This window comes from Synechococcus sp. CS-1326 (assembly GCF_025128115.1).
Lineage (GTDB): Bacteria > Cyanobacteriota > Cyanobacteriia > PCC-6307 > Cyanobiaceae > Regnicoccus.
In genome coordinates, this window is sequence record NZ_JAHLYV010000035.1 from 70,157 (window position 1) to 95,057 (window position 24,901).

Annotated in this window: 23 protein-coding genes; 14 read left to right on the forward strand and 9 right to left on the reverse strand. The window is 66.7% G+C overall.

Annotated features, from left to right (window positions below; genetic code table 11):
- Nucleotides 1-137: 137 nt before the first annotated feature.
- Both KQ307_RS14225 and KQ307_RS14230 read left to right on the forward strand, forming a co-directional pair.
- Nucleotides 138-1,088, forward strand: a complete 951-nt coding sequence (locus KQ307_RS14225) for a class I SAM-dependent methyltransferase (RefSeq protein WP_259728358.1) — start codon at nt 138-140, stop codon at nt 1,086-1,088.
- Between the two features lie 636 nt (nt 1,089-1,724).
- Complete coding sequence (locus KQ307_RS14230) at nt 1,725-3,338, forward strand: radical SAM protein (RefSeq protein ID WP_259728401.1); 1,614 nt, start codon at nt 1,725-1,727, stop codon at nt 3,336-3,338.
- Here KQ307_RS14230 and KQ307_RS14235 read toward each other — a convergent pair.
- Both KQ307_RS14235 and purU read right to left on the reverse strand, forming a co-directional pair.
- Nucleotides 3,319-4,587, reverse strand: a complete 1,269-nt coding sequence (locus KQ307_RS14235; protein WP_259728402.1) for an O-antigen ligase — start codon at nt 4,585-4,587, stop codon at nt 3,319-3,321. The genes KQ307_RS14230 and KQ307_RS14235 overlap by 20 nt on opposite strands.
- Nucleotides 4,588-4,618: 31 nt before the next feature.
- Nucleotides 4,619-5,473 carry a formyltetrahydrofolate deformylase gene (gene purU / locus KQ307_RS14240; RefSeq protein WP_259702656.1) on the reverse strand — a complete coding sequence of 285 codons (855 nt, stop codon included), beginning with the start codon at nt 5,471-5,473 and terminating at the stop codon, nt 4,619-4,621.
- A gap of 93 nt (nt 5,474-5,566) precedes the next feature.
- Here purU and psbQ point away from each other — a divergent pair, with 93 nt between their 5' ends.
- Nucleotides 5,567-6,046 (forward strand): photosystem II protein PsbQ, encoded by a 480-nt coding sequence (gene psbQ / locus KQ307_RS14245; protein WP_259728359.1) that lies wholly within the window; start codon nt 5,567-5,569, stop codon nt 6,044-6,046.
- A gap of 65 nt (nt 6,047-6,111) precedes the next feature.
- Nucleotides 6,112-7,167 (forward strand): FAD-binding oxidoreductase, encoded by a 1,056-nt coding sequence (locus tag KQ307_RS14250; RefSeq protein WP_259728360.1) that lies wholly within the window; start codon nt 6,112-6,114, stop codon nt 7,165-7,167.
- A 74-nt stretch (nt 7,168-7,241) separates the two neighbouring features.
- Here KQ307_RS14250 and dnaK read toward each other — a convergent pair whose 3' ends face one another.
- On the reverse strand, nt 7,242-9,158 hold the full coding sequence (dnaK, locus tag KQ307_RS14255; protein WP_259702653.1) for a molecular chaperone DnaK: 1,917 nt from the start codon (nt 9,156-9,158) through the stop codon (nt 7,242-7,244).
- A 145-nt stretch (nt 9,159-9,303) separates the two neighbouring features.
- Here dnaK and KQ307_RS14260 point away from each other — a divergent pair, with 145 nt between their 5' ends.
- From KQ307_RS14260 to KQ307_RS14275, 4 genes are all read left to right on the forward strand, one after another.
- A complete protein-coding gene (locus KQ307_RS14260; RefSeq protein WP_259702652.1) occupies nt 9,304-10,197 on the forward strand; it encodes a shikimate dehydrogenase in 894 nt (297 codons plus the stop codon).
- Between the two features lie 23 nt (nt 10,198-10,220).
- Nucleotides 10,221-10,685, forward strand: a complete 465-nt coding sequence (locus KQ307_RS14265) for a Tic20 family protein (RefSeq protein ID WP_259702651.1) — start codon at nt 10,221-10,223, stop codon at nt 10,683-10,685.
- 94 nt (nt 10,686-10,779) lie between these two features.
- On the forward strand, nt 10,780-11,148 hold the full coding sequence (gene rpsF / locus KQ307_RS14270) for a 30S ribosomal protein S6 (RefSeq protein ID WP_259702650.1): 369 nt from the start codon (nt 10,780-10,782) through the stop codon (nt 11,146-11,148).
- A gap of 114 nt (nt 11,149-11,262) precedes the next feature.
- A complete protein-coding gene (locus tag KQ307_RS14275; protein ID WP_259728361.1) occupies nt 11,263-12,228 on the forward strand; it encodes a hypothetical protein in 966 nt (321 codons plus the stop codon).
- Here the strand turns inward: KQ307_RS14275 and KQ307_RS14280 are convergent.
- Together KQ307_RS14280 and KQ307_RS14285 are read right to left on the reverse strand one after the other, a co-directional pair.
- The gene (locus KQ307_RS14280) at nt 12,225-13,454 is read right to left on the reverse strand and encodes an argininosuccinate synthase (protein WP_259702675.1); all 1,230 of its coding nucleotides are present in this window, start codon (nt 13,452-13,454) and stop codon (nt 12,225-12,227) included. The two genes, KQ307_RS14275 and KQ307_RS14280, sit on opposite strands and share 4 nt — an antisense overlap.
- A gap of 4 nt (nt 13,455-13,458) precedes the next feature.
- Nucleotides 13,459-13,695, reverse strand: coding sequence for a hypothetical protein (locus KQ307_RS14285; RefSeq protein WP_259702648.1), 237 nt, complete (start codon nt 13,693-13,695; stop codon nt 13,459-13,461).
- 83 nt (nt 13,696-13,778) lie between these two features.
- On the opposite strand from KQ307_RS14285, the gene KQ307_RS14290 reads away from it, so the two are divergent.
- The 3 genes from KQ307_RS14290 to KQ307_RS14300 are packed head-to-tail and all read left to right on the forward strand — an operon-like array spanning nt 13,779 to nt 15,409.
- Complete coding sequence (locus KQ307_RS14290) at nt 13,779-14,030, forward strand: DUF3134 domain-containing protein (RefSeq protein ID WP_259702647.1); 252 nt, start codon at nt 13,779-13,781, stop codon at nt 14,028-14,030.
- Between the two features lie 6 nt (nt 14,031-14,036).
- Nucleotides 14,037-15,128: a phospho-N-acetylmuramoyl-pentapeptide-transferase gene (mraY, locus tag KQ307_RS14295; protein ID WP_399242211.1), complete on the forward strand. Its 1,092-nt coding sequence runs from the start codon at nt 14,037-14,039 to the stop codon at nt 15,126-15,128.
- A gap of 38 nt (nt 15,129-15,166) precedes the next feature.
- Nucleotides 15,167-15,409 (forward strand): hypothetical protein, encoded by a 243-nt coding sequence (locus KQ307_RS14300; RefSeq protein ID WP_259702646.1) that lies wholly within the window; start codon nt 15,167-15,169, stop codon nt 15,407-15,409.
- 11 nt (nt 15,410-15,420) lie between these two features.
- Here the strand turns inward: KQ307_RS14300 and KQ307_RS14305 are convergent, their stop codons facing one another.
- On the reverse strand, nt 15,421-15,594 hold the full coding sequence (locus KQ307_RS14305) for a cytochrome B6 (RefSeq protein ID WP_259702645.1): 174 nt from the start codon (nt 15,592-15,594) through the stop codon (nt 15,421-15,423).
- Nucleotides 15,595-15,683: 89 nt separating this feature from the next.
- Here KQ307_RS14305 and purT point away from each other — a divergent pair, with 89 nt between their 5' ends.
- Complete coding sequence (gene purT, locus KQ307_RS14310) at nt 15,684-16,871, forward strand: formate-dependent phosphoribosylglycinamide formyltransferase (RefSeq protein WP_259702644.1); 1,188 nt, start codon at nt 15,684-15,686, stop codon at nt 16,869-16,871.
- Between the two features lie 55 nt (nt 16,872-16,926).
- The gene (locus KQ307_RS14315) at nt 16,927-17,916 is read left to right on the forward strand and encodes an LCP family protein (RefSeq protein WP_259702643.1); all 990 of its coding nucleotides are present in this window, start codon (nt 16,927-16,929) and stop codon (nt 17,914-17,916) included.
- 48 nt (nt 17,917-17,964) lie between these two features.
- On the opposite strand, the gene KQ307_RS14320 is transcribed toward KQ307_RS14315, so the two are convergent.
- Nucleotides 17,965-19,509: an alpha/beta fold hydrolase gene (locus KQ307_RS14320; RefSeq protein WP_259728362.1), complete on the reverse strand. Its 1,545-nt coding sequence runs from the start codon at nt 19,507-19,509 to the stop codon at nt 17,965-17,967.
- Nucleotides 19,510-19,630: 121 nt separating this feature from the next.
- On the opposite strand from KQ307_RS14320, the gene KQ307_RS14325 reads away from it, so the two are divergent.
- Nucleotides 19,631-20,116: a hypothetical protein gene (locus KQ307_RS14325; protein WP_259702641.1), complete on the forward strand. Its 486-nt coding sequence runs from the start codon at nt 19,631-19,633 to the stop codon at nt 20,114-20,116.
- Nucleotides 20,117-20,125: 9 nt separating this feature from the next.
- Here KQ307_RS14325 and uvrA read toward each other — a convergent pair whose 3' ends face one another.
- Nucleotides 20,126-23,116 (reverse strand): excinuclease ABC subunit UvrA, encoded by a 2,991-nt coding sequence (uvrA, locus tag KQ307_RS14330; protein ID WP_259702640.1) that lies wholly within the window; start codon nt 23,114-23,116, stop codon nt 20,126-20,128.
- Between the two features lie 50 nt (nt 23,117-23,166).
- Complete coding sequence (recN, locus tag KQ307_RS14335) at nt 23,167-24,855, reverse strand: DNA repair protein RecN (RefSeq protein ID WP_259728403.1); 1,689 nt, start codon at nt 24,853-24,855, stop codon at nt 23,167-23,169.
- Nucleotides 24,856-24,901: the final 46 nt, after the last annotated feature.

Sequence of the window (24,901 nt, forward strand, 5' to 3'; positions counted from 1 at the left end):
CTGGCATCGCGCCTGCTGGGGAACACGCGGCTATGGCGCCAGCAGGGGCCGCCAATTGTCCATCTGACACTTTGTGGGCGCCCCCATCTCTCTCGGCTCAATCACTTTTGTCAGCGCTAACTCGGCCAGATCCTGTCTTGATCAAAACAGAACCGGGGAAGGAATGGGACGGAATGGATGAGCTGGTTTTAGTCAAAGATATTGAAGGGAAAGATGACGAAGAATTTTGGGAGCGACTTCGGGCCGATGCCCAAACTGATCCAGATATCTCCAAACTCTTTGATGTTTACAATCTCTGGGGTTCTCCAGCTGAACTTTTTGAGCAGTTCTATAATCTAGGAGTCGCTCAGTCGATCGCTGAGCTGATGCGCCGCTTTGGAATCACAGAACAATGTTGCATTGCAGACGTTGGTTGCGGCTGGGGTTGGCTACCCTTTTCACTTGATCGCCTGGGCTACAAAGATCTTGTTGCAATGGAACCAAGTAATGCGGTAAGACACCTCAAAGAAGCAACTGAAGAGCGGATCGAAATTGTGACCGACCTTGACTGTTGGAGGAGTATTCGTCATCGCTTCGATGCACTGGTGTCAGTAGCTACCATTCATCACTGGGATCACATACCCTGGATCGCTCTGGAAGCCCGCCGTACAATGAAATCGGGTGCGTTTTGGTTTGTCGTGATGGAATGGTTTGCCGACACGCCAGCAGAGTTTATCCAGGCAATGGAAACGCATCCGACTCGCGTCCGTTATCATCAATATGAATGGGCGTACCCTGTAACTGCTTACGTGGACTTGATCCAGTCGGTAGGTTTCAGTCTGTCTGCAGTCGTCCCATTCTATTATCGAAACAATAGTCTGCTCACGGTGGGTTCACAAGCACCTACTCCGGACACCATTGATCAAGAGCAACTCAACGACCTTGTGGACCAACATTTAACAGGTGAAAACGGTACCGTTGAAATGTTTTGGGCCGAAGTAGATGCAAACCGACGCAGGCCAAATAGTTACAAGTTGTTTACTCGGCCTCAGGTACTCGTATTTCGCAGAGTCGAAGTCTCGCCTGTTGAAGACGGTCAGCCGAATTGAACTTAGCATCATTACCATCGGAGCGATTCGCCTTGTAAAACGCTAAGTTTTTATCTACCACTGAAGAGCCGAAGCCCAGTGACTTTCGAAGAAGATTTCACTGCTGAGCGGCCACTCAGGCGGCCTGAATAACGATCAGCGCCTGGATCGCTTCACTCTCGTCTGGTGGCTTGTTGATCCACGCTTCTTCTGGTTGACACCAGCATCGAGTGCTTCGGCTCCACCGAGTTGGATTGGCCCCACTGGCCTTCTCGTTGTCATCGGCTCGCTGCTTGAAGATTGTGGTGGTGGCTCCGCTGTGTCGTTGATGGGGCGTGACGACTTTGATGCCTCTGTGGCGGTGACGGTGGTTGCACCAGTCCACAAAAACCGCCACCCCCTCACATCCATCGTCTTTGCTGGCAAATAGGACGTTTGGCGGGCGTGGTGCCGCACCTGAAGTTCTTCTCTGGAGCACTGGATCAATCCTGGTGGGCGGGTGTCATGGGTCATGGCGACGGAAGAGCTGTCTTGCCCCTCAGGGTTCCCCGCCCACTCACCCTCCAGACTGACCACTCCCGGCCGGCACCTCCACCCCTGAATCAGGAAACCCTGCTGTTTGAGCCCGCCGTGCCGGCGGCCGGTGCCCTGAAGGCGGTGCTGGCCTTTCCGAGCACCTATTCAGTGGGCATCACCAGCCTGGGCTTTCAGGTGGTGTGGGCCAGCCTGGCGGGCCGCAGCGATGTGGATGTGCGGCGGCTGTTCACCGATCAGGGCGATCCGCCCCACGCCGCTCAGCGGGGTAGCGGTGCAGGCCTCGATCTGTTCGGTCTGTCGTTGAGCTGGGAGCTCGATGGCCCCGTGCTGCTCGATCTGCTGGAGCCGCTGGGCATTCCGCTCTGGAGCCACGAGCGTGGCAATCACGATCCGATCGTGTTCGGCGGCGGCCCGGTGCTCACCGCCAACCCCGAACCGCTGGCGCCCTTCTTCGATGTGGTGCTGCTGGGCGATGGCGAGCTGCTGCTGCCTGCCTTCATCGACGCCGTCCAGGCCGGTCGCCAGGCGCCAAGAGCCGAGCGGCTGCGGGCGCTGGCGCAGGTGCCGGGAATCTATGTGCCGTCCCTTTATGCCCCTCGCTACGGCAGCGAAGGGGAGCTGCTGGGCGTCGAGCCGATCGAGCCGGGCCTGCCGGCCACCATCGCCAAGCAGACCTGGCGCGGCAATACCCTCAGCCACTCCACTGTGATCACCCCGGAGGCGGCCTGGCCCTCGATCCACATGGTGGAGGTGGTGCGCAGCTGCCCGGAGCTCTGCCGCTTCTGCCTGGCCAGCTACCTCACCCTGCCCTTCCGCACCCCGTCGCTTGACGACGGCCTGATCCCCGCCGTGGAGAAAGGCCTCACCGCCACCCAGCGGCTGGGCCTGCTGGGGGCCTCGGTCACCCAGCATCCGCAGTTCGCCGAGCTGCTCAGCTGGCTCGATCACGACCGCTTCGAGGGCACGCGCCTGAGCGTCAGCTCGGTGCGAGCCGCCACCGTGACCCCCCAGCTTGGGCGGATCCTGGCCAAGCGGGGCAGCAGGTCGCTCACGATCGCGATCGAAAGCGGCAGCGAGCGCCTGCGCCGGGTGGTGAACAAGAAGCTCGCCACCGAGGAGATCTTCGCCGCTGCCCGCTACGCCAAGGAAGGCGGGCTCAGCGGCCTCAAGCTCTACGGCATGGCCGGCCTGCCCAGCGAAGACGACGCCGACATCGAAGCCACCGCTGATCTGCTGCTGGCGATCAAGGCCGCCACGCCAGGGCTGCGGCTCAGCCTGGGGGTGAGCACCTTTGTGCCCAAGGCCCACACCCCCTTCCAGTGGGAAGGGGTGCGGCCGGAAGCGGAGAAGCGGCTCAAGCGGCTGGCCCGCCGTCTGCAGCCCAAGGGGATCGAGCTGCGGCCCGAGAGTTACGGCTGGAGCGTGGTGCAGGCCCTGCTCTCCCGCAGCGACAGGCGCCTCGCCCCGGTGATCGCCGCCGTGCGCGGCCGCCACGGGCAACTGGGCGGCTGGAAGGCCGCCTACCGCGAGGCGCTGGCTGCCCCAGCCGGCGCGCTGCCGCCACCGCCGCCCTGGCAGGAGGTGATCCACGCCAGCTGGAGCCCCGAGCGGGTGCTGCCCTGGGTGCACCTGGAGGGTCCACTGCCGGCCTCCACCCTGGCCAGACACCACGAAGAAGCGCTGAGCACCCATCCGCCCGGTCCGGCCGACCCGCTCACGGCGGTGACGGGTTGAGCAGGAAGGCCCGGACCCCCGCCAGCAGAATCCAGCCGGCAATGTTGATGCGGCTGTCGTAGAGGGGCATGTCGGTGGCGTGGAGCGCCACCAGCACCAGCACCGAAGCCCACCAGGCGCGATCGAACAGGCGGCCGGCGGCCATCCCCCTGACGGACGCCTGGACCAGCAGAAACAGGATCAGCCCCACCAGCAGCACTGCCGCCGGCAGGCCGTGGCTCACGGCCAGATCAATCGGCAGGTTGTGGGGATGGCCATGCCATTTACCGGTGCGCAGCGGATAGATCACGCTGAAGGCCGCCGCCCCCCAGCCCAGCCAGGGCCGCTCCGCCACCAGGCCGAGAGCCACACCCCACTGGCTCAGCCGGGTGATCGCCAGGGGCCTGCGGCCGGCCTGCTCCAGGTCGCTCAACCGGCCCCAGATCGCCTCCGGGATCAGCTCACGCGCCGGCTGCTGCAGGAAGGGAGCCACCCCCGGCAGGCTGGCCAGGACAACCGGAATCAGCAGCAGCACCAACAACGGCAGCAGCCAGAGCCACGCCCCAGGCCCGGCCACGATCGGCAGGGCCAGCACCAGGGCGCCCCAGGCGTTGCGGGAATCAGTGAGGTAGAGAGCAGCCACCAGGGAAACCGCGATCGCCAGGGCCGGCAGCCGGCCTTTCCAGCCCTGCTGCGGCTGCAGAACGGCCGCCAGGGCCAGGGGCCAGGCCAGGGAGAGCCAGGAGCCGGCGATGTTGGCGTAGTCGAACAGGCCCGAGAGCCGCCCGGTTGGATTGCCCCCCGCATTGAGATACCAGATGATCGCTCCACCCAGAACCTGGAAGGGCCCGGCCCAGCCCCACCACAGCTGGCCGAAGCCGGTGACGATCACCGGAACCGTGCCGGCCACCAGCCAGAGCGCCACCCGCCGCCGGGCGGCCGGGGTGATCAGATAGGGCTGGAAGCCCCAGAAGGCCCAGAAGAACGGCAGCCAGTTGCCCATCCCCACCCAGGCCAGCCAGCCGCTGGTGGCACGAAAGCAACCCAGCACCATCAGGGCGGCCACCACCACCAGCACCCGATTGGCCGGATCGGCCAGGGGCTGGGGCCGGCCGCGGCTGCCGAGCAGCAGAGCCACCAGCAACAGCACCCCGGCGATCAGGGCGCTGCTGGGCAGGACGAACACCCCGAGCTGGAAACAGCGCCAACCCAGCGGAGCGGCGTCAACGGGGCGCTCGGCATTGAGCTGAACCAGGGCACGGCTGCTCAGCACGACCAGATCCTCCGCGACAGCACCATGGTCAGGAGAACACCGCGGTGCGGCCCCGATACACCATCACCTGGCGGCGCAGGCACAGCCTCAGGGCCCGGGCCAACGCCAGCCGTTCGGTGTCGCGCCCTTTGCGGATCAGGTCTTCCACCTCATCCCGGTGGCTCACCGGCACGGTGGCCTGCTCAATGATCGGTCCGCCATCGAGGTCTTCAGTCACGTAGTGGGCGGTGGCACCGATCAGTTTGACGCCCCGCTCCCAGGCCCGCTGGTAAGGCTGGGCTCCCTGGAAGGCGGGCAGGAAGGAGTGGTGAATGTTGATCACCTGCGCAAACCGGGCCAGGAAGAAGGGGCTGAGCACCTGCATGTACTTGGCCAGCACCACCAGCTCGATGCCGTGCTCCTGGAGCAGTTGCAGCTGGGCCGCCTCGGCCGACTCCCTGGCAGCGGCCGTGACGGGCAGATGCTCGAAGCGGGCACCGAAGTCCTCAACCAGCGTCCGCAGCTCGGCATGGTTCGAGATCACCAGCGGCACCTGCATCGGCAGCTCGCCGGAGCGGGTGCGCCAGAGCAGATCAAGCAGACAGTGGTCCTGACGGCCCACAAAGATCGCCACCCGGGGAATGTCAGCGGAGAAACGCAGCTGACCCTCGCCACCCAGTCGCTCCACCAGGGCCATCGCCTCCGGCCGCATCGCCTCGCGGGTCAGGCCGAAGCCATCCAGCTCCCACTCGATCCGACTGAGGAACAGACCCGCCCCAGCATCGGTGTGGTGATCGGCGTGACGGATGTTGCCGCCATGGCTCGCCACCCAGCCGGACAGCTCGCTGACCAGGCCAGGGCGATCCGGACAGATCACCTGCAGGATCGCTGTGGGGATGCTCATCGCGCCGCCTTGCACAGCCATTCGGGGCATTGTGGCCGCTGCAGCGCCGGAAGAGCATCAGACCTACAGTTTCGAGCGCCTGTTTCCCACCCCATGGCCGCACAGCTGGTTTCCGCGCTCCGTCCTGCCTTGAAGCGCCTGGCCCTGCTCTGCCTGGCGGCGGTGTTGTCGCTCGGCCTTACCGCCTGTGACGGCACGCAGGCCAAACCCCCCACGATCAGCGCAGCCGATCTGGCGACCATTCAGCGACAGGCCGAAGGTTTTCTCGCCGCCAAGGATCGCCTGCCAGAGCTGGCCGAACTGGTGAACGAGCGCAACTGGGTGTTCACCCGCAACCTGATCCACGGCCCGATGCAGGAGGTGGGGCGGCAGATGCTCTACATCAATCAACGGCTGCTGCCCGCCGATCGGGCCGAGGCCGGCAAGCGGGCCAACCAGCTCAAGGCCGCCCTGGCTGAACTGGATGAGGCCGCCAGGCTCCAGGACGGCGAGCGGCTGCGCAAGGCCTACATCAAGGTGGCCAGCGGCTTCGGGAACTACGACGAAGTGCTCCATTCCGACGGGATCGCCTGACGCTGATCACCGCTCGATCCGCTCCGGCCGACCGCCCGGAGCGCAGCTGCGATCCCCAGTCGATCGTGGTGATCGGGGCCGGGATTGTCGGCCTGGCCTGTGCCTGGCTGCTCCAGGGCCGTGGCCATCAGGTCACCGTGCTGGATCCCGGAGTGTTCGGTCGCCAGCCGCAGGATGCCGGCAGCGGCGCGGCCCTCGGCGTGCTGATGGGTCAGGTGTTCCACCGAAGCAGCGGCAGGGGCTGGCGGTTGCGTCAACGCTCGCTGCAGCTCTGGCGCCAGTGGCGCCAGCAACTGGCCATGGCCGGCGAACCGATTCCCTTTCGCTCCGGCCTGCTGCTGCTGGCCGCTGACCCTGACGAGCGCCGGCGACTCGAATGGCTGGCCGAGGCCAGGCAGGGACAAGGCATGGCCATCGAGCTCTGGGATCGCACCGCCCTGCGGCAGCTGCAGCCTGAGCTGCCGGGTGATGCCGAGCTGGGCCTGTTCTCCTCGGAAGACGGCCAACTTGATCCCCTGGGGGCCATGGCCGCCCTGCGATCCGATGGCCAGCGGCAAGGGATGCAGCTGCTGGCTGCCCCTGCCATCCGGCTGGAGCGGCGCACAGCAGGCTGGCAGCTTGCACTTGGGGGAGGCTCCCTGCTGAGCAGCGCCTGGGTGGTGGTGGCAGCGGGCCTCTCCAGCGCGGCGCTGCTGGAGACGGCGGGCCACAGGCGGGAGCTGGAGCCGGTGCTGGGCCAGGCCCTGGAGCTGCAACGACCGGCAGGGGCTGAGCTGAACTGGCCGGCAAGCCTGGTCTGGCGAGGCTGGAACCTGGTGCCGCGGCCCGAAGGGCGTCTCTGGCTGGGCGCCACGCTCGAGCCCGGCAGAGTGGCCGATCCAGGCCAGCTTGAATCGCTGCGAGAGCTGGGGGGAGACGCACCGGCCTGGCTCAGGGAGTCGGTGGAGCGCCGCCACTGGCAGGGTCTGCGGGCCCGGCCCGTCGGCCGCCCGGCCCCGCTGCTGGAGCAGCTCGAACCAGGCCTGGTGCTGGCGACCGGGCACTACCGCAACGGTGTCCTGCTGGCACCGGCCAGTGCCGAATGGGTGGCCAGCCAGATTGAGGCAGGGGCCCCCTCCTGACCATGAAAAAAGCCCCCCGGACGGAGGGCTTGCCGATGCAGCAGCCTGGGGGCCAGGCGGAGAAACCGAGCCGCCTACTTGCTTTCGGTGAACTCGGCGTCGATCACATCCTCGGCGCCACCGGCCGTGCCAGCCGACGATCCGTTGGATCCGGCGCCGTTGGCGGCGGGTCCATCCGCACCCGCCGCTCCGGCCTGCTGGTACACGGAGGCACCGGCGGCGTAGAGGGCCTGCTGAAGCTGTTCCAGCACGGTCTTGATCGTCGGGTAGTCCTCCTGGGCGATCGCCTCCTTCAGCTGGGTGGAGAAACCCTCCACCTTGGCCTTGTCCTCGGCGCTCACCTTGCCTTCCAGTTCACCGAGCTGTTTGTCGGCCTGGTACACCAGGGTTTCGGCCTGGTTCTTGAGGTCGATGCGCTCGCGCTTCTCCTTGTCGGCGGTGGCGTTGGACTCGGCATCCTTGACCATCTTCTCCACCTCGTTCTCACTGAGGGTGGAGGCCCCGGTGATCGAGATGCTCTGCTCCTTGCCGCTGCCCTTGTCCTTGGCGGTCACGCTGAGGATGCCGTTGGCGTCGATGTCGAAGGTGACTTCGATCTGGGGCACGCCACGGGGGGACGGCGGAATGCCGTCGAGGCGGAAGGTGCCGAGGCTCTTGTTGTCGGAGGCCAGCTCCCGCTCGCCCTGGAGCACGTGGATCTCCACGTTGGTCTGGCCGTCGACGGCGGTGGAGTAGGTCTCCGACTTCTTGGTGGGGATGGTGGTGTTGCGGGTGATCATCTTGGTCATCACGCCGCCCAGGGTTTCCACGCCCAGCGACAGCGGGGTGACGTCGAGCAGAAGGATGTCCTTCACCTCACCGGCCAGCACACCGCCCTGAATGGCGGCACCGACGGCCACCACCTCATCGGGGTTCACCGTCTGGTTGGGGTCCTTGCCGGTGACCCGCTTGACCAGCTCCAGCACGGCGGGGATGCGGGTGGAACCACCCACCATCACCACCTCATCCAGCTCGCTGCTGGCGAGCTTGGCGTCCTTGAGCGCCTGCTCCACCGGCACGCGGCAGCGGTCGATCAGTGTGCTGGCCAACTCCTCGAACTTCGCCCGGGTGAGGGTGAGATCAAGGTGCTTGGGGCCTTCCGGCGTGGCCGTGATGAACGGCAGGTTGATCTCGCTCTGGGTGGCGCTGGAGAGCTCGATCTTGGCTTTCTCGGCCGCTTCGGTGAGGCGCTGCAGGGCCTGCTTGTCCTGGCGCAGGTCGATGCCTTCGTTGGCCTTGAAGGAAGCGGCGAGGTAATCGACGATCACCTTGTCGAAGTCGTCGCCGCCCAGGTGGGTGTCGCCACTGGTGGAGAGCACTTCGAACACGCCATCGCCCACTTCGAGCACGGACACGTCGAAGGTGCCGCCGCCCAGGTCGAACACCAGGATGCGCTCGTTGCTCTTGCGATCAAGGCCATAGGCCAGGGCCGCAGCGGTGGGTTCGTTGATGATCCGCAGCACCTCAAGGCCGGCGATCTTGCCGGCATCCTTGGTGGCCTGGCGCTGGGAGTCGTTGAAGTAGGCGGGCACCGTGATCACCGCCTGGGTGACGGTTTCACCCAGATACTTGCCGGCGTCTTCCGCCAGCTTGCGCAGCACTTCGGCGGACACCTCCTCAGGGGCGAACTGCTTGTTGAGCACCGGGCACTTCACCTTGACGTTGGCGCCGGCCTTCTCGACGCCATAGCTCACTTCCTTGGATTCCTCGTTCACCTCGTCCACACGGCGACCGATGAACCGCTTCACCGAATAGAAGGTGTTCTCGGGGTTCATCACCGCCTGGCGCTTGGCGATCTGCCCCACCAGCTTGTCCTGGTTCTTGGTGTAGGCCACCACCGAGGGGGTGGTTCGGAAACCTTCGGCGTTGGCGATCACCGTGGGCTTGCCCCCCTCCATCACCGCCACGCAACTGTTGGTTGTGCCCAGATCGATGCCGACAACCTTGCCCATGGGTTCTTGCCTCCTGAAACGAATGTGTTCTTCCTGATGCATCCTCATCAGCTGGGGCCTGACCAGGCGAGGGGTGGTTTCCGAACAGCTGCCGTACAGGCCCCCTACGGTGCCGCCGATCGGCAGAGGCACGGTGCCAGGGTCCATGTCCGTTTCGATTTCAGGCCAGACAGCCCTGGTGGGTGTTCTCGGGGATCCGGTGCGCCATTCGCTCTCGCCGGCGATGCACAATGCGGCCCTGCGCGAGCTGGGCCTCGACTGGATTTACCTGGCCCTGCCCGTGGCGGCGGCGGATCTGGCCGTGGCGGTCCGCGGCCTCGAGGCACTCGACTGTCGCGGTCTCAACATCACCCTGCCCCACAAGCAGGCGGTGGCGGCCCTGGCCGCTGAACTCACGCCCCTGGCCCGGCGGCTGGGAGCCGTGAACACCCTGATCCGACGGGAGGCGGGCGGCTGGCTCGGCACCAACACCGATGTGGCTGGCTTTCTGGCCCCGCTGCAGCAGGAGCCGACGGGATCAAGGGCCCTGGTGCTCGGTTGCGGCGGCAGCGCCCGGGCCGTGGTGGCGGGACTGGTGGAACGGGGTCTGGAGCGGATCGAACTGGTCGGCCGCGAACCCCGGCGGCGCGAAGCCTTCGTGGCCGGCTGCCGTCCCTGGGCCCCGCAACTGCGCGGCCTGCCGTGGAACTCCGCCGACCTGCTGGAGGCCCTGGGTCGGGCCGATCTGGTTGTCAACACCACGCCGGTGGGCATGGCCAGCGCGGGCAACCGGTCTGAAGCCTGCCCGCTCGACCCGCAGGAGCTGGAGGCGCTCCAGCCGGGAGCGCTCGTCTACGACCTGATCTACACGCCGCGGCCGACCCGCCTGCTGCAGGAGGCCCGCCGACGGGGCTGCCGTGGCCTCGATGGCCTCGAGATGCTGATCCAGCAAGGAGCGGCGTCCCTGCGGCTCTGGAGCAGCGCCGCCACCGGCGGAGCCGAGATTCCCGTGGCGGCGATGCGGCGGGCGGCACTCGAGCAGCTGGGGCAGGCCCTCTAGCCTTTGGAAACGAAGCCATGACCATGCAGATTCCATTTTGGCAACGGCTGCTGGCCCTGCTCGCCTATCTCCTGCCCTGGAGCGACGGAGTGATGTTCGGGGAGTCGCTGTTCGGGATTTTCCCGGCGCTGCAGTGGCTGGTGCTTCCCGCCTTGCCGCTGCTCACCCTGCAGCGACTGGTGCCGTTCGGCGGCTTCCTGCTGTTCCTCGCCCTGTTCCTGGGGGTGGTGCGGAACCAGAAAGTGCCCTACTTCATCCGCTTCAACGTGCTCCAGGCGATCCTGCTCGACATCGTGCTGATCCTGCTGTCCCTGGCCTTCCGGGTGCTGCTCGCTCCGCTGGGTGCCGGCTTCGCCCTGCGCACCCTCAGCAACACGGTGTTCCTCGGCACGCTGCTGCTGGTGCTGTTCGCCGTGGTGCAGTGCATCCGCGGCAAGGAGGCCGACATCCCGACCGTGTCCGAGGCTGTGCGCATCCAGCTCTACTGAGCCGATCCGCCTGCGCGATAGGGTGTTGAGTCCGTCGCTGGCAGCCCTTGGCAGCCGGCCTCACCTGAGCCCGTCACGGAGTGATCCGCCCGTCATGTCGCAGCAGCCCTACTACGAAACGATGTACATCCTTCGCCCCGACATCGCGGAGGAGGAAGTCGAAGGCCATGTCAACAAGTACCGCGACCTCGTGACCGAGGCCGGCGCTGAGGTGCTCGACACCCAGATGCGGGGCAAGCGGCGCCTGGCTTACCCGATCGCCAAGCATCGCGAAGGCATCTACGTGCAGCTGAACCACAACGGCGATGGCCAGCAGGTGGCGGCCCTGGAGCGGGCCATGCGCCTCAGTGAAGATGTGATCCGCTATCTCACCGTCAAGCAGGACGGCCCCTTGCCAGCGCCCCGCAACGCCGCGGGCTCCGCTGAGGCCGAGCCCGCGCCCAGTGTGGCCAGCGAAGCCTGAGGCGATCACGCCGTCATGGCGTGATTCACAGCCAACTCACAGGCAATTCACAGATGCCAGCCAGGAAGGCCTCCCCTCGCCGATGGTGAGATAGGGGGCTTCAGTGAACACCACTTGAGCAAAGGCGACGCGGCCAGCTCCGATGACAGCCGGCATGCCATGGAGAGTCTCCAGGCGGCCGAAAAAGAGCTGAACGTCACCCGTCAGGAACTGGAGCAGATTCGCAGCCAACTGGCCGATTACGAGGCTCTGCTGGGCGAGCTGCCCGGCATTTTTGAGCGGAAGTATCTGCAGCGTCAACAGCCGTTTGAACTGCAACAGCAGTTACTGGCCAAGGAGAATGAGTCGTTGCGGGAGATCGTGCGAACAGCGCGTCATCGCCCTGCCGCACCGCCGCCTGCCGCCGCCCTGACGCCCGCCGTGCCGGTCCCGGCCTCAGCTCCCATTCCCGCCGAACCCAGCCGTCCGGATCCCGCTCCTTCCAGCCCGGCGCCAGCGAAACAAAACCTTCTTCAGGCCTTTCCAGTGGCCCTGGCCGCCAAGGGGCTGGCGATCCTGCTCGGTTTCATCGCCCTGGGCGCAGCCCTCGGCACGGTGCGTCAGAGCCTGGTGGGCCAGGCCCCGGAACCCAAGCCCGCAGCAATGCCGGCACCAGCAACGCCAGCGCCAGCGGCCAGGCTTCTGCCACCACAGCCACCACAAACGGCGCAGACACCAGCCAAGCCCCAGGCGAGCATCCCGCCGCAGAAGCAGAACACCGCCTCTCTGCCATCCAAAGTCGCTGCCACCAAACCGGCCGTCACCAAAGCGCCTTCCGCCCAACCGGCAGCGAACCTGCTGGTGCTCAACAGCTCAGGACCGAACTGGGTCCAGGTCCGGACCCTGAACCGGCAACCCGTCTATGAAGGCATGCTCAAGGGCCAGAAAACACTGTCGCTCGGCCAGGGGCTCCAGGTGCTGGCCGGCCGCCCCGACCTGCTCACCGTCCGCCAGGGAAGCGCCAGGCCGAAACAACTCGGGCGGATCGATCAGCTGAGCTGGTTCAGCTTCAGGCCGCCAGCCGCCCCTGCGCTTCCCTAGGGCTTGCGGGAGGCGGCCCACAGCCGGGCCGGCAGACCCCAGACATAGATGAATCCTTCGGCGGCGCGGTGATCGAAGCGATCGTCACCGCCGTAGGTGGCCATCGTGGGCACGTAAAGGCTGTCGCTGGAAGCGCGACCGATCACGGTGGCATTGCCCTTGTGCAGGCGGATCCGCACCGTGCCGTTCACCGTGGCCTGGGTGGCCTCGATGAAGCCATCAAGGGCCGACTTGAGCGGCCCGAACCAGAGACCCTGATACACCAGATCCGCCCAGCTGGCCTCGACCTGGCGCTTGTAACGCAGCACATCGGCCGCCAGGGTGAGGCTTTCCAGTTCCTGGTGGGCCCGGATCAGCAGCAGCAGTCCGGGGGTTTCGTAGATCTCCCGCGACTTGATGCCAACCACCCGGTTCTCGATCATGTCGAGCCGACCGAAACCATGGTTGCCCGCCAGGGCATTGGCCTGCCGAATCAGCTCAACCGGATCGAGGCTCACTCCATCCAGACTGACCGGATATCCCTGCTCGAAGCCGATCTCCACCACCTGGGGTTGATCGGGTGCCGCAGCGATCGAACGGGTCATCGCAAACACCTCCTCGGGCGGCTCCACCATCGGATCCTCGAGTGGGCCCGCCTCAACGCTGCGGCCCAGCAGGTTCAGATCGATCGAATAGGGATTGGCCTTGCTCACAGGCGCCGGGATGCCGCAACGTTCCCCATAGGCAATCGTTTCCTCCCGGCTCAGCCCCCACTCCCGCGCCGGGGCGAGCACCTTGAGTTCGGGTGCCAGACAGCCGATCGCCACATCAAAACGCACCTGGTCATTGCCCTTGCCGGTGCAGCCGTGGGCCACGGCGTCGGCCCCCACCCGGCGGGCCACAGCCACCAGCTCCCTGGCGATCAACGGCCGGGCCAGGGCGGTGGAGAGGGGATAGCGACCCTCATAGAGCGCATTGGCCCGGATGGCGGGAAAGGCGAACTCGGTGATGAACGGCTCGATCAGATCCCCCACCAGCGACTGGCTGGCGCCGGCCTCGAGGGCCTTGAGCCGGATCGGCTCGAGCTCATCGCCCTGGCCGAGGTCGGCGGCGAAGGTGATCACCTCCTCCACCCCCCACTCCTGGAGCAGGTAGGGAATGCAGACACTGGTATCCACTCCGCCTGAGTAGGCGAGCACCACCTTTCTGGCGCGAGGGCCCGGCCGGACCAACTGCTGCTCTGCCATGCGCTCAAGCCTGCTCATGAGGTTCTTCCGAGGATTGTCCCTCCTCGTCGTCGCAGCGGCGCCAGCGGGAAGCCAGCCAGGCGCCCAGCAGCCCCGGCGGGCCCAGCAGCAGGCACCAGAGCAGGACGGGACGAATCGGCAGGGGATCGGGCCAGCGTTGCCCCGCCATCACCAGCAGGCTGCTGAGCAGCAGGGCCGCCCCCCAGGCGATCAGCAGCTGAACCGATTTGGAGGAGGTCAAGGGGATGTGCTGGGCGAGCTGGTTTATGGTGATGGATTGGCGTGCTTTGCGCTTCGCTGACTTCGCCCGCCCTGAGGCCGTCCATGAGCACCCTCGACAGCATCAACCCCTCCCTGACCCGCTACCGGCGGGATGAGCCTGCCCCGGTGCTGCCACTGCGCGATGAGCCCGATCTGCTCAGCTGGCTGGAGAGCAGCGGTCGCCTGGTGGCCGACGAGGAAACCGCCGCTCCCGATGTGAGCACCGTGGAGGAGGAGGAGCTCTCAGCGCTGATGGGCGAGAAGGAGGAGTACATCCCCGCCGATGAGCCTTCCGAGGAAAACTGGGAAGACTGAGCCCCTGTGAGCCGATCTCTGCAGGTTCCCGCGTCCCTCTCTCCGGCCGGCCGTTCTCCGGCCTTCTGGCTTGGCCTGCTTGTGCTTGGCGCCTGCCTGCTCAGTGACGGGTTGACGCGGGCGGCTCAACTCACCCCGCCGCTGCTGGTGGCGGCGCTGCTGAGCTGGGCCCTGTGCCGCTGGGGGGTGCCGAAACTGCGGGCCCTGAAACTGGGCCAGGTGATTCGCCAGGAAGGGCCCCAGGCTCACCACAGCAAAGCCGGCACGCCGACCATGGGCGGGCTGCTGGTGGTGCCGGTGGGAGTGATCGTGGGTGGCCTGATCGCCCCCTCCGACCCCCGCCTGCTTGCCGTGGCCGCGATCACCCTGGCCTTCCTGGCCATCGGCGGCTTCGACGACTGGCGCAGCCTCACCCGCCGCACCAACACTGGCCTCAGCCCCAGGGGCAAGCTGCTGCTCCAGGCCCTGGCGGCGGCCCTCTTCCTGGCCTGGGCCGCCTGGAACGACTGGATCGGCGCCACGGTTGCCCTGCCGTTCGGTCTGGCCCTGCCGCTCGGACTGCTGATCCTGCCGCTCGGCTTGTTCGTGTTTCTGGCCGAAAGCAACGCCACCAACCTCACCGATGGGCTCGATGGCCTGGCGGCAGGTTGCGGCGCGGTCGTGTTCTGCGGCCTGGCCCTGCAGCTGATGCTGAGGGGCCACCTCGGTGATCCGGTGCTGGCGGGATTCTCGGCCGCCATGGCCGGCACCTGGCTTGGATTCCTGGCCCATAACCGCCATCCAGCCAGCGTGTTCATGGGCGACACCGGCTCGCTGGCGATGGGAGCAGCCCTGAGTGCGGTCGCCTTGCTCAGCAACAGCCTCTGGCCCCTGTTGCTGATGGGTGGTGTGTTCCTGGCCGAATCCCTCTCGGTGATCCTTCAGGTCTGGGTGTTCAAGGCCACCAAGGGAGCGGATGGCCAGGGTCGCCGCCTGTTCCGAATGGCCCCGCTGCATCACCACTTTGAACTGGCCGGACACCCGGAACAGCAGGTGGTGGTGGGCTTCTGGATGGTCAGCGTGCTGCTGGTGCTGATCGCCCTGGCGCTGCTTCCCTGATTTCAGGGCAAGCTGGAATGTCAGGGCAAGCAGGAGAGATGGCTTACTTCACCTGGCAGGAAAAAGGACTCACGGCCGATTGCGCCAGCCTCGCGGCGATGGCCGCCCGCTTCGAGGAAGCGGCAGCCCTGATGCGGCGCATGGACGGCGAGGGCTTCGTGCTTGAGCGCCACAGCGATGGCCAGCACATCACCCATTCCGACAACAGCGTTTTCGAGTCGTACGGGTTCATCAGCGAGGAACCGCCGGTTCGGCAGCTCGACCTGATCGCGGAGCCGTGAATCCAGCGGTCTCAGGAACGGCGCAGAAAGCCGACACCCCAGACCACCACGAAGGCCAGAGACGAGAGGCCCAGATAGATCAGCACCCCCCGTTGCAGCCCGGCGACGCTCCAGCCGAACGGCAGACCGTTGGCCACATCGCCGGCGGTCGAAAAGGCCAGAACGGCCGTGGTGGTGATCGACACGGGTGGGCGTTGCAGCGGGACGGATCGACCTGCACTTCTAGCAGGGCCCACCAGGCAGCAGGATCAAGGGCTTCGCCGAGCTGCGCGCCATGACCGACGCCCTCTTTCCCCGCACCCTGATGCTGCTGGGCAGCGGCGAGCTGGGCAAGGAACTGGCCATCGCCGCCCAGCGACTGGGCTGCCGGGTGATCGCCGTCGACCGGTATGCCGGCGCCCCCGCCATGCAGGTGGCCGATGCCGCCGAGGTGATCGCCATGACCGATCCGGAAGCCCTCAAGGCCGTGGTGCGTCACCACAGGCCGGATCTGCTCATCCCGGAGATCGAAGCCCTGGCGGTGGAGGCGCTGCTGGAGCTGGAAGCGGAAGGCTTCACCGTGATTCCCACCGCCCGCGCCACGGCGGTGACGATGAACCGCGATCGGATCCGGGATCTGGCCGCCGATGAGCTGGGCCTGCGCACCGCCCGCTTCGCCTACGCCAGCAGCCCCACCGAACTGGCCGAAGCCGCCGCACCGCTCGGCTGGCCGGTGGTGGTGAAGCCGGTGATGAGCTCCTCCGGCAAGGGTCAGAGCATGGTGGAAGGCCCTGAGGAGATCGCCGCCGCCTGGCAGGCAGCCATGGCCGGCGCCCGCGGCGCCGGAGATCGGGTGATCGTGGAAGAGTTCCTGCGGTTCGAGCAGGAGATCACCCTGCTGACCGTGAAGCAGTGGGACGGGCCCACCCTGTTCTGCCCACCGATCGGCCACCTCCAGGAGCGGGGGGATTACCAGTGCAGCTGGCAGCCGGCGGAACTGGGCGCCGCGGCTCTGGCGACGGCCGAAGCGATGGCCCTGGCCGTCACCGACCAGCTCGGTGGAGCCGGTCTGTTCGGTGTGGAGTTTTTTCTCTGCGGGCCACCCGGCCAGGAAGTGGTGGTGTTCTCGGAGCTCTCGCCCCGCCCCCACGACACCGGCCTGGTCACCCTGAGGGGCCAGAACCTCAGCGAGTTCGAGCTGCACCTGCGGGCGGTGCTGGGGTTGCCGATCCCGAGCATCCGCTCAAGCGGCGCCGCCGCCAGCCGGGTGATCCTGGCCCCGGCCGACTGCACCCCAGTTGCCTACTCCGGAGTGGCGGAAGCCCTGGCCGAACCCGACACCCAGCTGCTGCTGTTCGGCAAGCCGGAGGCCCGTCCGCTGCGGCGCATGGGGGTCGTCGTCTCGGGCGGCTGTGATCTGGCCGAGGCCAGGACGCGGGCGGACCGGGCAGCCAGCCGGGTGCAGGTGATGACGAGGGTCTGACCGAGGCTGGCCCCGGCCGGAAATGGGTTTTATGGTGCGCCCAGCAGGATTTTTCATGGCCCAGGCTCAACCCCGTCGTCGCTCCTCTCGCCCCGCCCCCGTTGCCGACCTGAACCGCCGTCGCCGGAGTGCGCCGCCACCACAGGAATCACCCGACGGCGGCAGAAAAGGCCGGCCCCTCTCCAGACGCTCCCTGCTGATTGGCTTCTGCTGTGGCCTGGGACTCGGCTACGGCCTGGCCGGCCCCCTGCCCTCGCTGCTGGCTTCGACCCTGGCTGGCCTGCGTCAGGCCGCTCCAGCCCTCACCTCCCTGGTGGATCCCCTGGGGCTGGAGCAGCGCCGCATTCTGGTGCTGGGCACCGACCAGATCAGCGGCAGCACCGATGTGATGTTCACCGTCCAGGTCAAGGACGGCACCACCCGGATCACCCAGGTTCCGCGGGACACCTTCATCGAATCGGAGGCGTTCGGGGTGGTCAAGGCCAACTCCCTGTATGCGTTGGGAGGGGTGAACGAAGTGAAACAGGAACTCTCCAGCCTGCTCACCGAGCCGCTCGACCGCTACCTGATCATCAACATCGAAGCGGTGCAGAACCTGGCGGAAGCCCTCGGCGGCGTCGAGATCGACGTGCCCAAGAGGATGTACTACGTCGACAGCCGCCAGGATCTCTACATCGACCTGCTGCCGGGCCCCCAGCTGCTCAAGGGCAAAGATCTGGAGGGTTTCCTCCGCTATCGAAACGACGAACTCGGCGACCTGGGTCGGATGGAACGCCAGCAACTGGTGCTGCGGGAAGTGTTCCGCACCCTTGTTCAGCCCGGAACCATCAGCAAGCTGCCTTCGCTGCTGGCGATCGCCGGCAAGGACATCCACACCGACCTCTCTCCGGTCGAACTGGGTTCCCTGCTCACGGCGATGGGGACCACCAAACTCAGCACCAGCCGCCTGGGGGGTCGGCTCTACTGGCATGGCGATCTGAGCTACTGGATGCCCGATCTCAACAGCCACTACGCAGATCGGGAGAGCCCGGAGCCCAGCCTCTGAGCCTGATGTTCACCCCCTGAATCAGGCCGATCAGAGCGATTCAGGGCTTCAGGGCGCTCCCTTCAACCCGCCGCTCACATCGACCAGGGGAACGGTGGCGCTGCCCCAGCCGCCCGCCGGCAGCAGGTCGGGAGCGTTCGGCCCAGGGGCGGCGGCGGCACCGGCTGTGAAGGCGCCATTCACCCAGGCGAGCAGAAGGCCCCGCAGGGCGCCACCGTCCTCGGCGTAGAGGGAGCCAAGGTTGAAGTGATCGCCGCCCTTGGCAAGCACGAGGCGATGACCACCCCCTACAGACCTGGAGTTCAACTGCATCGGCGTGATCGCCTCCGGCCCGGCCGGCACCACCCAGTCACGGCTGCCGCTGACCAGCAGCACCCGGGCGTTCATGGCACGGGCGGCACCGGTGTTGAACAGCAGCGACATCGGCGGACTCACCGCCACCGCCGCCTTGACCCGGGGATCGGCCAGGCCGGCGTTGTCGGCCACGCTGATGAAACTGCACTGCAGCACCCAGCTGAGATTGCGGGACGGATCCTTGATGTCCTGGCAGCGTTCGTTCAGCCGCACCGCACTGGGCTGGGCCCCGGCCAGCTGCAGGGCGGTGGTGGCACCCCAGGACTGACCCAGCACCGCCACGAAGTCGGTGTTCAGACCGGCAGGCAGCCCCAGCTTGCCGGAGGCCGCCCCATCAATCAGGGACGACAGATCCAGGGGCCGCAACTTGAGCTCGGCCGGGTCCGGGGGTGGCACCTTGCCGGAGAGCATGGCCTGCTGCTGGGATTGATCGCTGCCGGGATGGAAGGGCATCAACACCGTGTAGCCGTGGCTGGCCAGGTGTTTCGCCCAGCCTTCGAAACTCAGCGGACTGTCCCAGAGGCCATGGGAGATCAGCACCAGCCGGCCATTGGCCTGGCGGCTCGGGCCGATCACCACCAGCCGCAGCGGCTCGGGGCGATGGCTCACCACAAGGCTCGTCTCGCGGCGCTCCACCGGAAGGGGGCCAGGCTGGCTGAGGGCAGGATCCACCGTTGCCGCCGGGCTGGCGGCGATCAGGCGATCCGCCGGTTGCAGCTGGGTGGCCAGGCGCTGCACGGCGAACAGGGCCACCTCCAGGTCCACCGATGCTGTCTGACCAGGCAGGGCCTGCAGGATGCTGAACATGGTGAGCGGCCCCCTGGCGGCGGCCCGTTCCAGGACGGCAGAGATTTCCTGGCCGTCGAGATTGGCGGGCAGCCCATCGACGCCGCCGATGGCTGACACCACCAGCATCGCCTGGTTGAACAGGGCCGAACCCGCCACCTCGCCCACCACCGCTTTGGTCTGCAGGGGCAGGCGGTAGTTGAGGAATTCCGCGATCTTCCGACCCACCGCCCCATCGGTGGCCCGATCCAGTTCGGCGAGATCACTGTTGCCGCTCAACAAACCGCCGGGTTTCTGGAATTCCGAGAGCTTGATGCTGAAGCTGGTCTCCAGCAGGGGCAGGCGCAGATCAATCCGCTCCAGAGCCGCCGCCGGCTGGGGAAGAAAAGGAAGGCCGATCAGCAGCGCCGCCAGGAGGGCGTGGGGGGGCTGGAAAGGTCGGGATGCGCGCACGACAGGGACTCGGAATGCTTCCATGATCCCCGATGCTGTTCCCCATCCAGCTCTGGCCCGTTCATGGACTGTGAGATGAACGGTTTGCTTCGTTCCATTCACCCATTGCCGCGATCAACCCATGAACCTGTCTGCCCTCCTGCTGCCGGCCACGGCCTCGTTCCTGCTCAGCGGCGGAGCAGCTCTCGCCGCCGAACGCTGCACCTTCCTGCAGCCGATCGGCGGCAACGGAACCACGCCGATCGTCACAAAGCGGGTGCAGCGTCCAAGGGTGTCTCCGCTCGGCATAGCGCTGGGTCAAACCAACTGGAACACCGATTTCAGTGTGGATCAGCCCTACAACCGCTTCAAATTCTTCTTCACCGCCATTTCCTCGGATGCCAGCGCCAAGTATCCCGTGAGCGGCTTCATGAAGTTCAGCGATGGCAGCAATCTGCAGGTGATCAATGAAGTGATGGCTCCCCCGATCGGCACGGGCCGCATGTTCGGACCCTTCCCGGCGGTACCGGGCAAACAGGCCAGTCAGATGAACTTCAAGGTGGGCACCAGCTCGGACCCGGGCGCCACGGGCTTCAGCTACCGCATCTCCGTTCAGGGCTGCCTCTGAAGCCGGGGGTCAAGCCATCGCGACCGCCACGGCGGGATGCTGGGCCAGCACGGTCTTGAGGTAGCGGCCTGTATGGCTGGAGGGATGCTCCGCCACCTGTTCGGGGGTGCCGGCCGCCACGATTTCGCCCCCCCTGTTGCCGCCCTCGGGCCCCAGATCGATCAGCCAATCGGCACAGCGGATCACATCGAGGTTGTGTTCGATCACCACGATCGAATTGCCCTTGTCCACCAGCCGCTGCATCACGTCCATCAACTTGTGGACGTCATAGAAACTCAGGCCGGTGGTGGGTTCATCAATGAGATAGAGCGTTTTACCCGTGGCACGCTTGGAAAGCTCGGAGGCCAGCTTGACCCGCTGGGCCTCGCCGCCGGAGAGGGTGGGAGCAGGTTGGCCGAGCTTGATGTAGCCAAGCCCCACATCCACCAGGGTGCGCAGCCGCTCGCCCGCCTGGGGGATGGCGGAGAACACCTCGGCGGCCTGCTCCACCGTCATCTGTAGCACATCGGCGATCGTGTGGCCCTTGTAGGCCACCTGCAGGGTTTCGCGGTTGTAGCGCGCCCCCTTGCAGACATCGCACTGCACATACACATCGGGCAGGAAATTCATCTCGATCACATTCACCCCCTGGCCACTGCAGGCCTCGCAGCGACCTCCCTTGACGTTGAAGCTGAACTGGCCAACCTGGTACCCGCGAGCCTTGGCCTCCACCGTGGCGGCGAACACCTGGCGGATCGGATCGAAGGCGCCGGTGTAGGTGGCTGGATTGGAGCGGGGCGTGCGGCCGATCGGGGATTGATCGATCACGATCACCTTGTCGATCGACTTGATCCCCCGCAGCTCCTCCATGCCGGCCGGGAAGGGAACCTTGAGGCCAAGCTTGTGCTCGAGGGCGGGATGAAGCAACTCGTTCACCAGGGTGCTCTTGCCGCTGCCGCTCACCCCGGTGACGCAGACCAGCCGACCGAGGGGAATATCCACATCAAGCCCCTGGAGGTTGTTGCGACGGCAATTGACCAGGGTGAGCTTGCGGCTGCCGGCCTCACGGCGCTCGGCCGGGGTGGGAATCGAGCGGCGTCCGCTCAGGTAGGCGCCGGTGAGTGAGGTCTCGGAATCGAGCAGGTTCTGCAGCGACCCCTCCGCCACGATGTGACCGCCGTGCACGCCGGCCCCCGGACCGATGTCAACCAGATGATCGGCTGCACGGATCGTGTCCTCGTCGTGCTCGACCACGATCAGGGTGTTGCCCAGGTCCCGCAGCTTGAACAACGTGGCGAGCAGGCGGTCGTTGTCGCGCTGGTGCAGGCCGATGCTCGGCTCATCGAGCACGTAGAGCACGCCGGTGAGCCCGGCGCCGATCTGGGTGGCCAGGCGGATGCGTTGCGCCTCTCCGCCGGAGAGCGTCATGGCCGGGCGATCCAGGCTGAGGTAATCGAGGCCCACATCCAGCAGGAATTTCAGGCGCATCCGGATCTCGCGCAGCACCAGATCGCCGATCTGGATCTGGCGAGGATTGAGCAGGGGTCTGGAGCCTTCGGCAACCCCAACCCCCATCAGCGCCTCGATCCGCTCCAGGGTGTCGGCCACACTGACATTGGTGAGCTCGGTGATGCCGTAGGGACCCACTTTGACGGCGAGGGCCTCAGGCCGAAGTCGCAGGCCGTGACAGGTGCCGCAGGGCACCAGATCCAGGTACTTCTCCAGCTTCTGACGCACCGCCTCACCGCTGGCGTCACGCAGCTGACGCTCCAGGATCGGCAGGATCCCCTCGAAGGGCCGCAGGTAGCCAGGGCCCTTGGCATAACGGCTGTCGGCCTGAACAGCGATCGGCTCGGGGCTGCCATGCAGCAGGATCGCCTGCTGCTCTGCGGTGAGCAGGTTCCAGGGCTGCTTGATCTCGAAGCCGAAAGCTTCCCCCACGCTGAACAGCAGTGAGAAGTAGTAGCTGTTGTCCTTGTCGCTCCAGGGGGCGACGGCCGCATACACCGGCAGGCTGGGATCGGGCACCACCCGCTGGAAGGTGAAGGTGCGCAGATGGCCGAGGCCGTGGCAATCGGGGCAGGCGCCGTAGGGGCTGTTGAACGAGAACAGGCGGGGGGAGAGCTCCTCCATCACGGCGCCATGCACCGGGCAGGCGAAGTTCTCCGAATAGAGCCGCTCCCGCTCCACCCCCTCCGGCAGCTCCTCGCCGGTCTTGGGCACCACCTCCACCAGCGCCAGGCCATCGCCGCGCTTCAGGCAGGTGCGCAGGGAGTCGGTGAGCCGCTCGCTGATGCCCTCACGCGCCACCAGCCGATCCACCACCACCTCGATGTTGTGGGCGTGGTTCTTGTCGAGTTCGATGTTGTCGGAGAGTTCACGCACCTCGCTGTTGATGCGCACGCGGGCAAAACCCTCCGCCACCAGGCCGCTCAGCAGCTTGGCGTGGGTGCCCTTCTTGCCCCGCACCACCGGCGCCAGCAACTGGTAGCGGGTGCCCTCCGGCAACGCAGAGATGCGGTCGACCATTTCGTCGATGCTCTCGGGCCGGATCGAGCGATCGCACTGCGGGCAGTGGGGTTCACCGGCGCGGCCGTAGAGCAGTCGCAGGTAGTCCTGGATCTCCGTCACTGTGCCGACGGTGGAGCGGGGGTTGTGGCTGGTGGATTTCTGATCGATCGAGATCGCCGGCGAGAGCCCTTCGATCGCGTCCACATCCGGCTTGTCCACCTGGCCGAGGAACTGGCGGGCGTAGGCGGAGAGGCTCTCCACGTAACGGCGCTGTCCTTCGGCGAAGATCGTGTCGAAGGCCAGCGAGCTCTTGCCGCTGCCGCTCACGCCGGTGAACACCACCAGGCTGTTGCGCGGGATGGTGAGGTCGATGTTGCGGAGGTTGTGCTGGCGGGCACCCCGCACCCGGATCACATCCTCAAGGCTCCCCTCCAGGTTGAGGCTGCCATCACCCGCCGGAGCCCTGCCTGCCGCTTTCCCCTGCCCGTTGACGCCGGCCAAGCGACCCATGCCTTCTGTCCGTCAGCCAACGAGTGTACGAAGCAGGACCAGGTTCAGGTTCAGGCCGCTCCCCGACCCAGCAGGCTGGCGGCATAGCGGCGGGCTTCACCGGAATCCCCACCGGCCAGCTCGACCAGCTCCCGCTGACGCTCCTCGGCGTCCCGCAGGGCGGACACCCGGGTGAGGGTCTGGCCCTGCTCCACCCTCTTGCTGACCTGGAAGTGATGGTCGGCCGCGGCGGCGAGCAGGGGCTGGTGGGTGACGCAGAACACCTGGCGTTGCTGGGCGAGACGCCGCAACAGGGCCGCGATCTCCCCGCTGACGCGGCCGCTGACGCCACTGTCGATCTCATCGAACAACAGGGTGACGTGGGGATCGGCCGCCGCCAGGCAGGTGGTGAGCGCCAGCAGAAAGCGGCTCATCTCACCACCGGAGGCCACCTCCTGAAGTGGGGCAAGCGGCTGGCCGGGATTGGCCGAAAACAGAAACACAACCCGGTCGGCGCCGTCCTCTTTCGGCTCAGTTGGTTCCACGGCTACGCAGAACCGCACATTGGCCAGCCCCAGGGGACGCAGCGAGGCCATCAGTTGGCCCTGCAGGGCCTCGGCCGCCAGGATCCGCAGCTCCCGGAGCCTGGCGCAGGCGACCTCAAGGGCGTGGCGGGCGGCGGCTTCGGCCTTCTCCAGGTCCTGCAGAGCATCCCCGGCGGCGCCGGGGGCCAGCTGCTGGCGGAGCCGGTCGCGAACCACGATCAGGCCGGCCAGCTCCTGGCCATGCCGGCGTTCGAGCGCCTTGAGCTGGGCGATCCGCTCCTGCAACGCCGCCAGGCTCTCCGGATCACTGTCGAGCCGGGCGCCGTAACGATCCAGTTCACGGGCCAGATCCTGAACCTGCTGCAGAACATCACCGCAGCGCTGCCGCAGCGGCTCAAGGCTGGCATCGAGGGCACCGATCAGCTGCAGTTCCTGGTCACAGGCGCCGAGATGGTCCAGAGCCGAAGGAGTGCCCTCCTCGCCTTCGACAAGGCGACCCAGCAGGGTCGTCACTCCCTGCTGCAGACGCACCCCATGGGACAGGCGATCCTGCTCCTCCTGGAGGCGTTGCCTTTCCAGGGGATCGTCGAGCTGGGCGGCTTCGAGGTCATCGAGCCGTTGCTGAGCCAGCTGGCGGTCAGCCTCCAGCCGCTGCTGGTCGGAGCGGGCCTGCGCCAGGGCCTGCGCCGCCTCCTTCCAGGCCCGATGGAGCGAGCGCACCGGTGCTGCAGCGGCCGCCAGTGGATCACCACCGAAGCGGTCGAGCCAGCGGCGCTGCTGGCCGGGGCGGGCCAGTTCCCTGGTCTGGCCCTGGGCGGTGAGCTCCAGCAGCAGGGGCCGAAGCTCCAGCAGCTGGGCGCGATTCACCGCCACCCCGTTCAGCCGGCTGCGGCTCTGCAGCCGGTCCGCCGTCAACCGCCACTCACGGCTGAGCAGCAGCTCCGGTTCATCGAGGTCGAGCTGCTGATCCACCAGCCAGGCGCGCACCGGTGGCGACAGGTCGAAACTGGCCTCGATCAGGCCCCGGGAGCAACCCTGCCGCACCAGCCGCGCCCCCTGGCTGCCCTGGCCGCCGCCGAGCAGGGCATCGAGGGCGTCAAGCAACAGCGACTTTCCCGCACCGGTTTCGCCGGTGAGCACCGTGAACCCCCGGTCGAAGCTGAGCTCCAGGCCGTCGATCAGGGCGATGTTCTCGAGGCGCAGACCCGTGAGCACCACGGTCTCCGGTCAGTGGCCCGACCGTAGCGGCGCTGGGATTCGT

Bases quoted from the DNA above. Each gene is read 5' to 3' on its own strand.
- KQ307_RS14315 (WP_259702643.1), top strand. From the start codon at position 16,927: ATGGCCCAGGCTCAACCCCGTCGTCGCTCCTCTCGCCCCGCCCCCGTT.
- KQ307_RS14290 (WP_259702647.1), top strand. From the start codon at position 13,779: ATGAGCACCCTCGACAGCATCAACCCCTCCCTGACCCGCTACCGGCGG.
- uvrA (WP_259702640.1), bottom strand. From the start codon at position 23,116: ATGGGTCGCTTGGCCGGCGTCAACGGGCAGGGGAAAGCGGCAGGCAGG.
- KQ307_RS14280 (WP_259702675.1), bottom strand. From the start codon at position 13,454: ATGGCAGAGCAGCAGTTGGTCCGGCCGGGCCCTCGCGCCAGAAAGGTG.
- KQ307_RS14300 (WP_259702646.1), top strand. From the start codon at position 15,167: ATGGCTTACTTCACCTGGCAGGAAAAAGGACTCACGGCCGATTGCGCC.
- dnaK (WP_259702653.1), bottom strand. From the start codon at position 9,158: ATGGGCAAGGTTGTCGGCATCGATCTGGGCACAACCAACAGTTGCGTG.
- purU (WP_259702656.1), bottom strand. From the start codon at position 5,473: ATGAGCATCCCCACAGCGATCCTGCAGGTGATCTGTCCGGATCGCCCT.
- KQ307_RS14325 (WP_259702641.1), top strand. From the start codon at position 19,631: ATGAACCTGTCTGCCCTCCTGCTGCCGGCCACGGCCTCGTTCCTGCTC.
- KQ307_RS14265 (WP_259702651.1), top strand. From the start codon at position 10,221: ATGCAGATTCCATTTTGGCAACGGCTGCTGGCCCTGCTCGCCTATCTC.
- psbQ (WP_259728359.1), top strand. From the start codon at position 5,567: ATGGCCGCACAGCTGGTTTCCGCGCTCCGTCCTGCCTTGAAGCGCCTG.
- KQ307_RS14260 (WP_259702652.1), top strand. From the start codon at position 9,304: ATGTCCGTTTCGATTTCAGGCCAGACAGCCCTGGTGGGTGTTCTCGGG.
- rpsF (WP_259702650.1), top strand. From the start codon at position 10,780: ATGTCGCAGCAGCCCTACTACGAAACGATGTACATCCTTCGCCCCGAC.
- purT (WP_259702644.1), top strand. From the start codon at position 15,684: ATGACCGACGCCCTCTTTCCCCGCACCCTGATGCTGCTGGGCAGCGGC.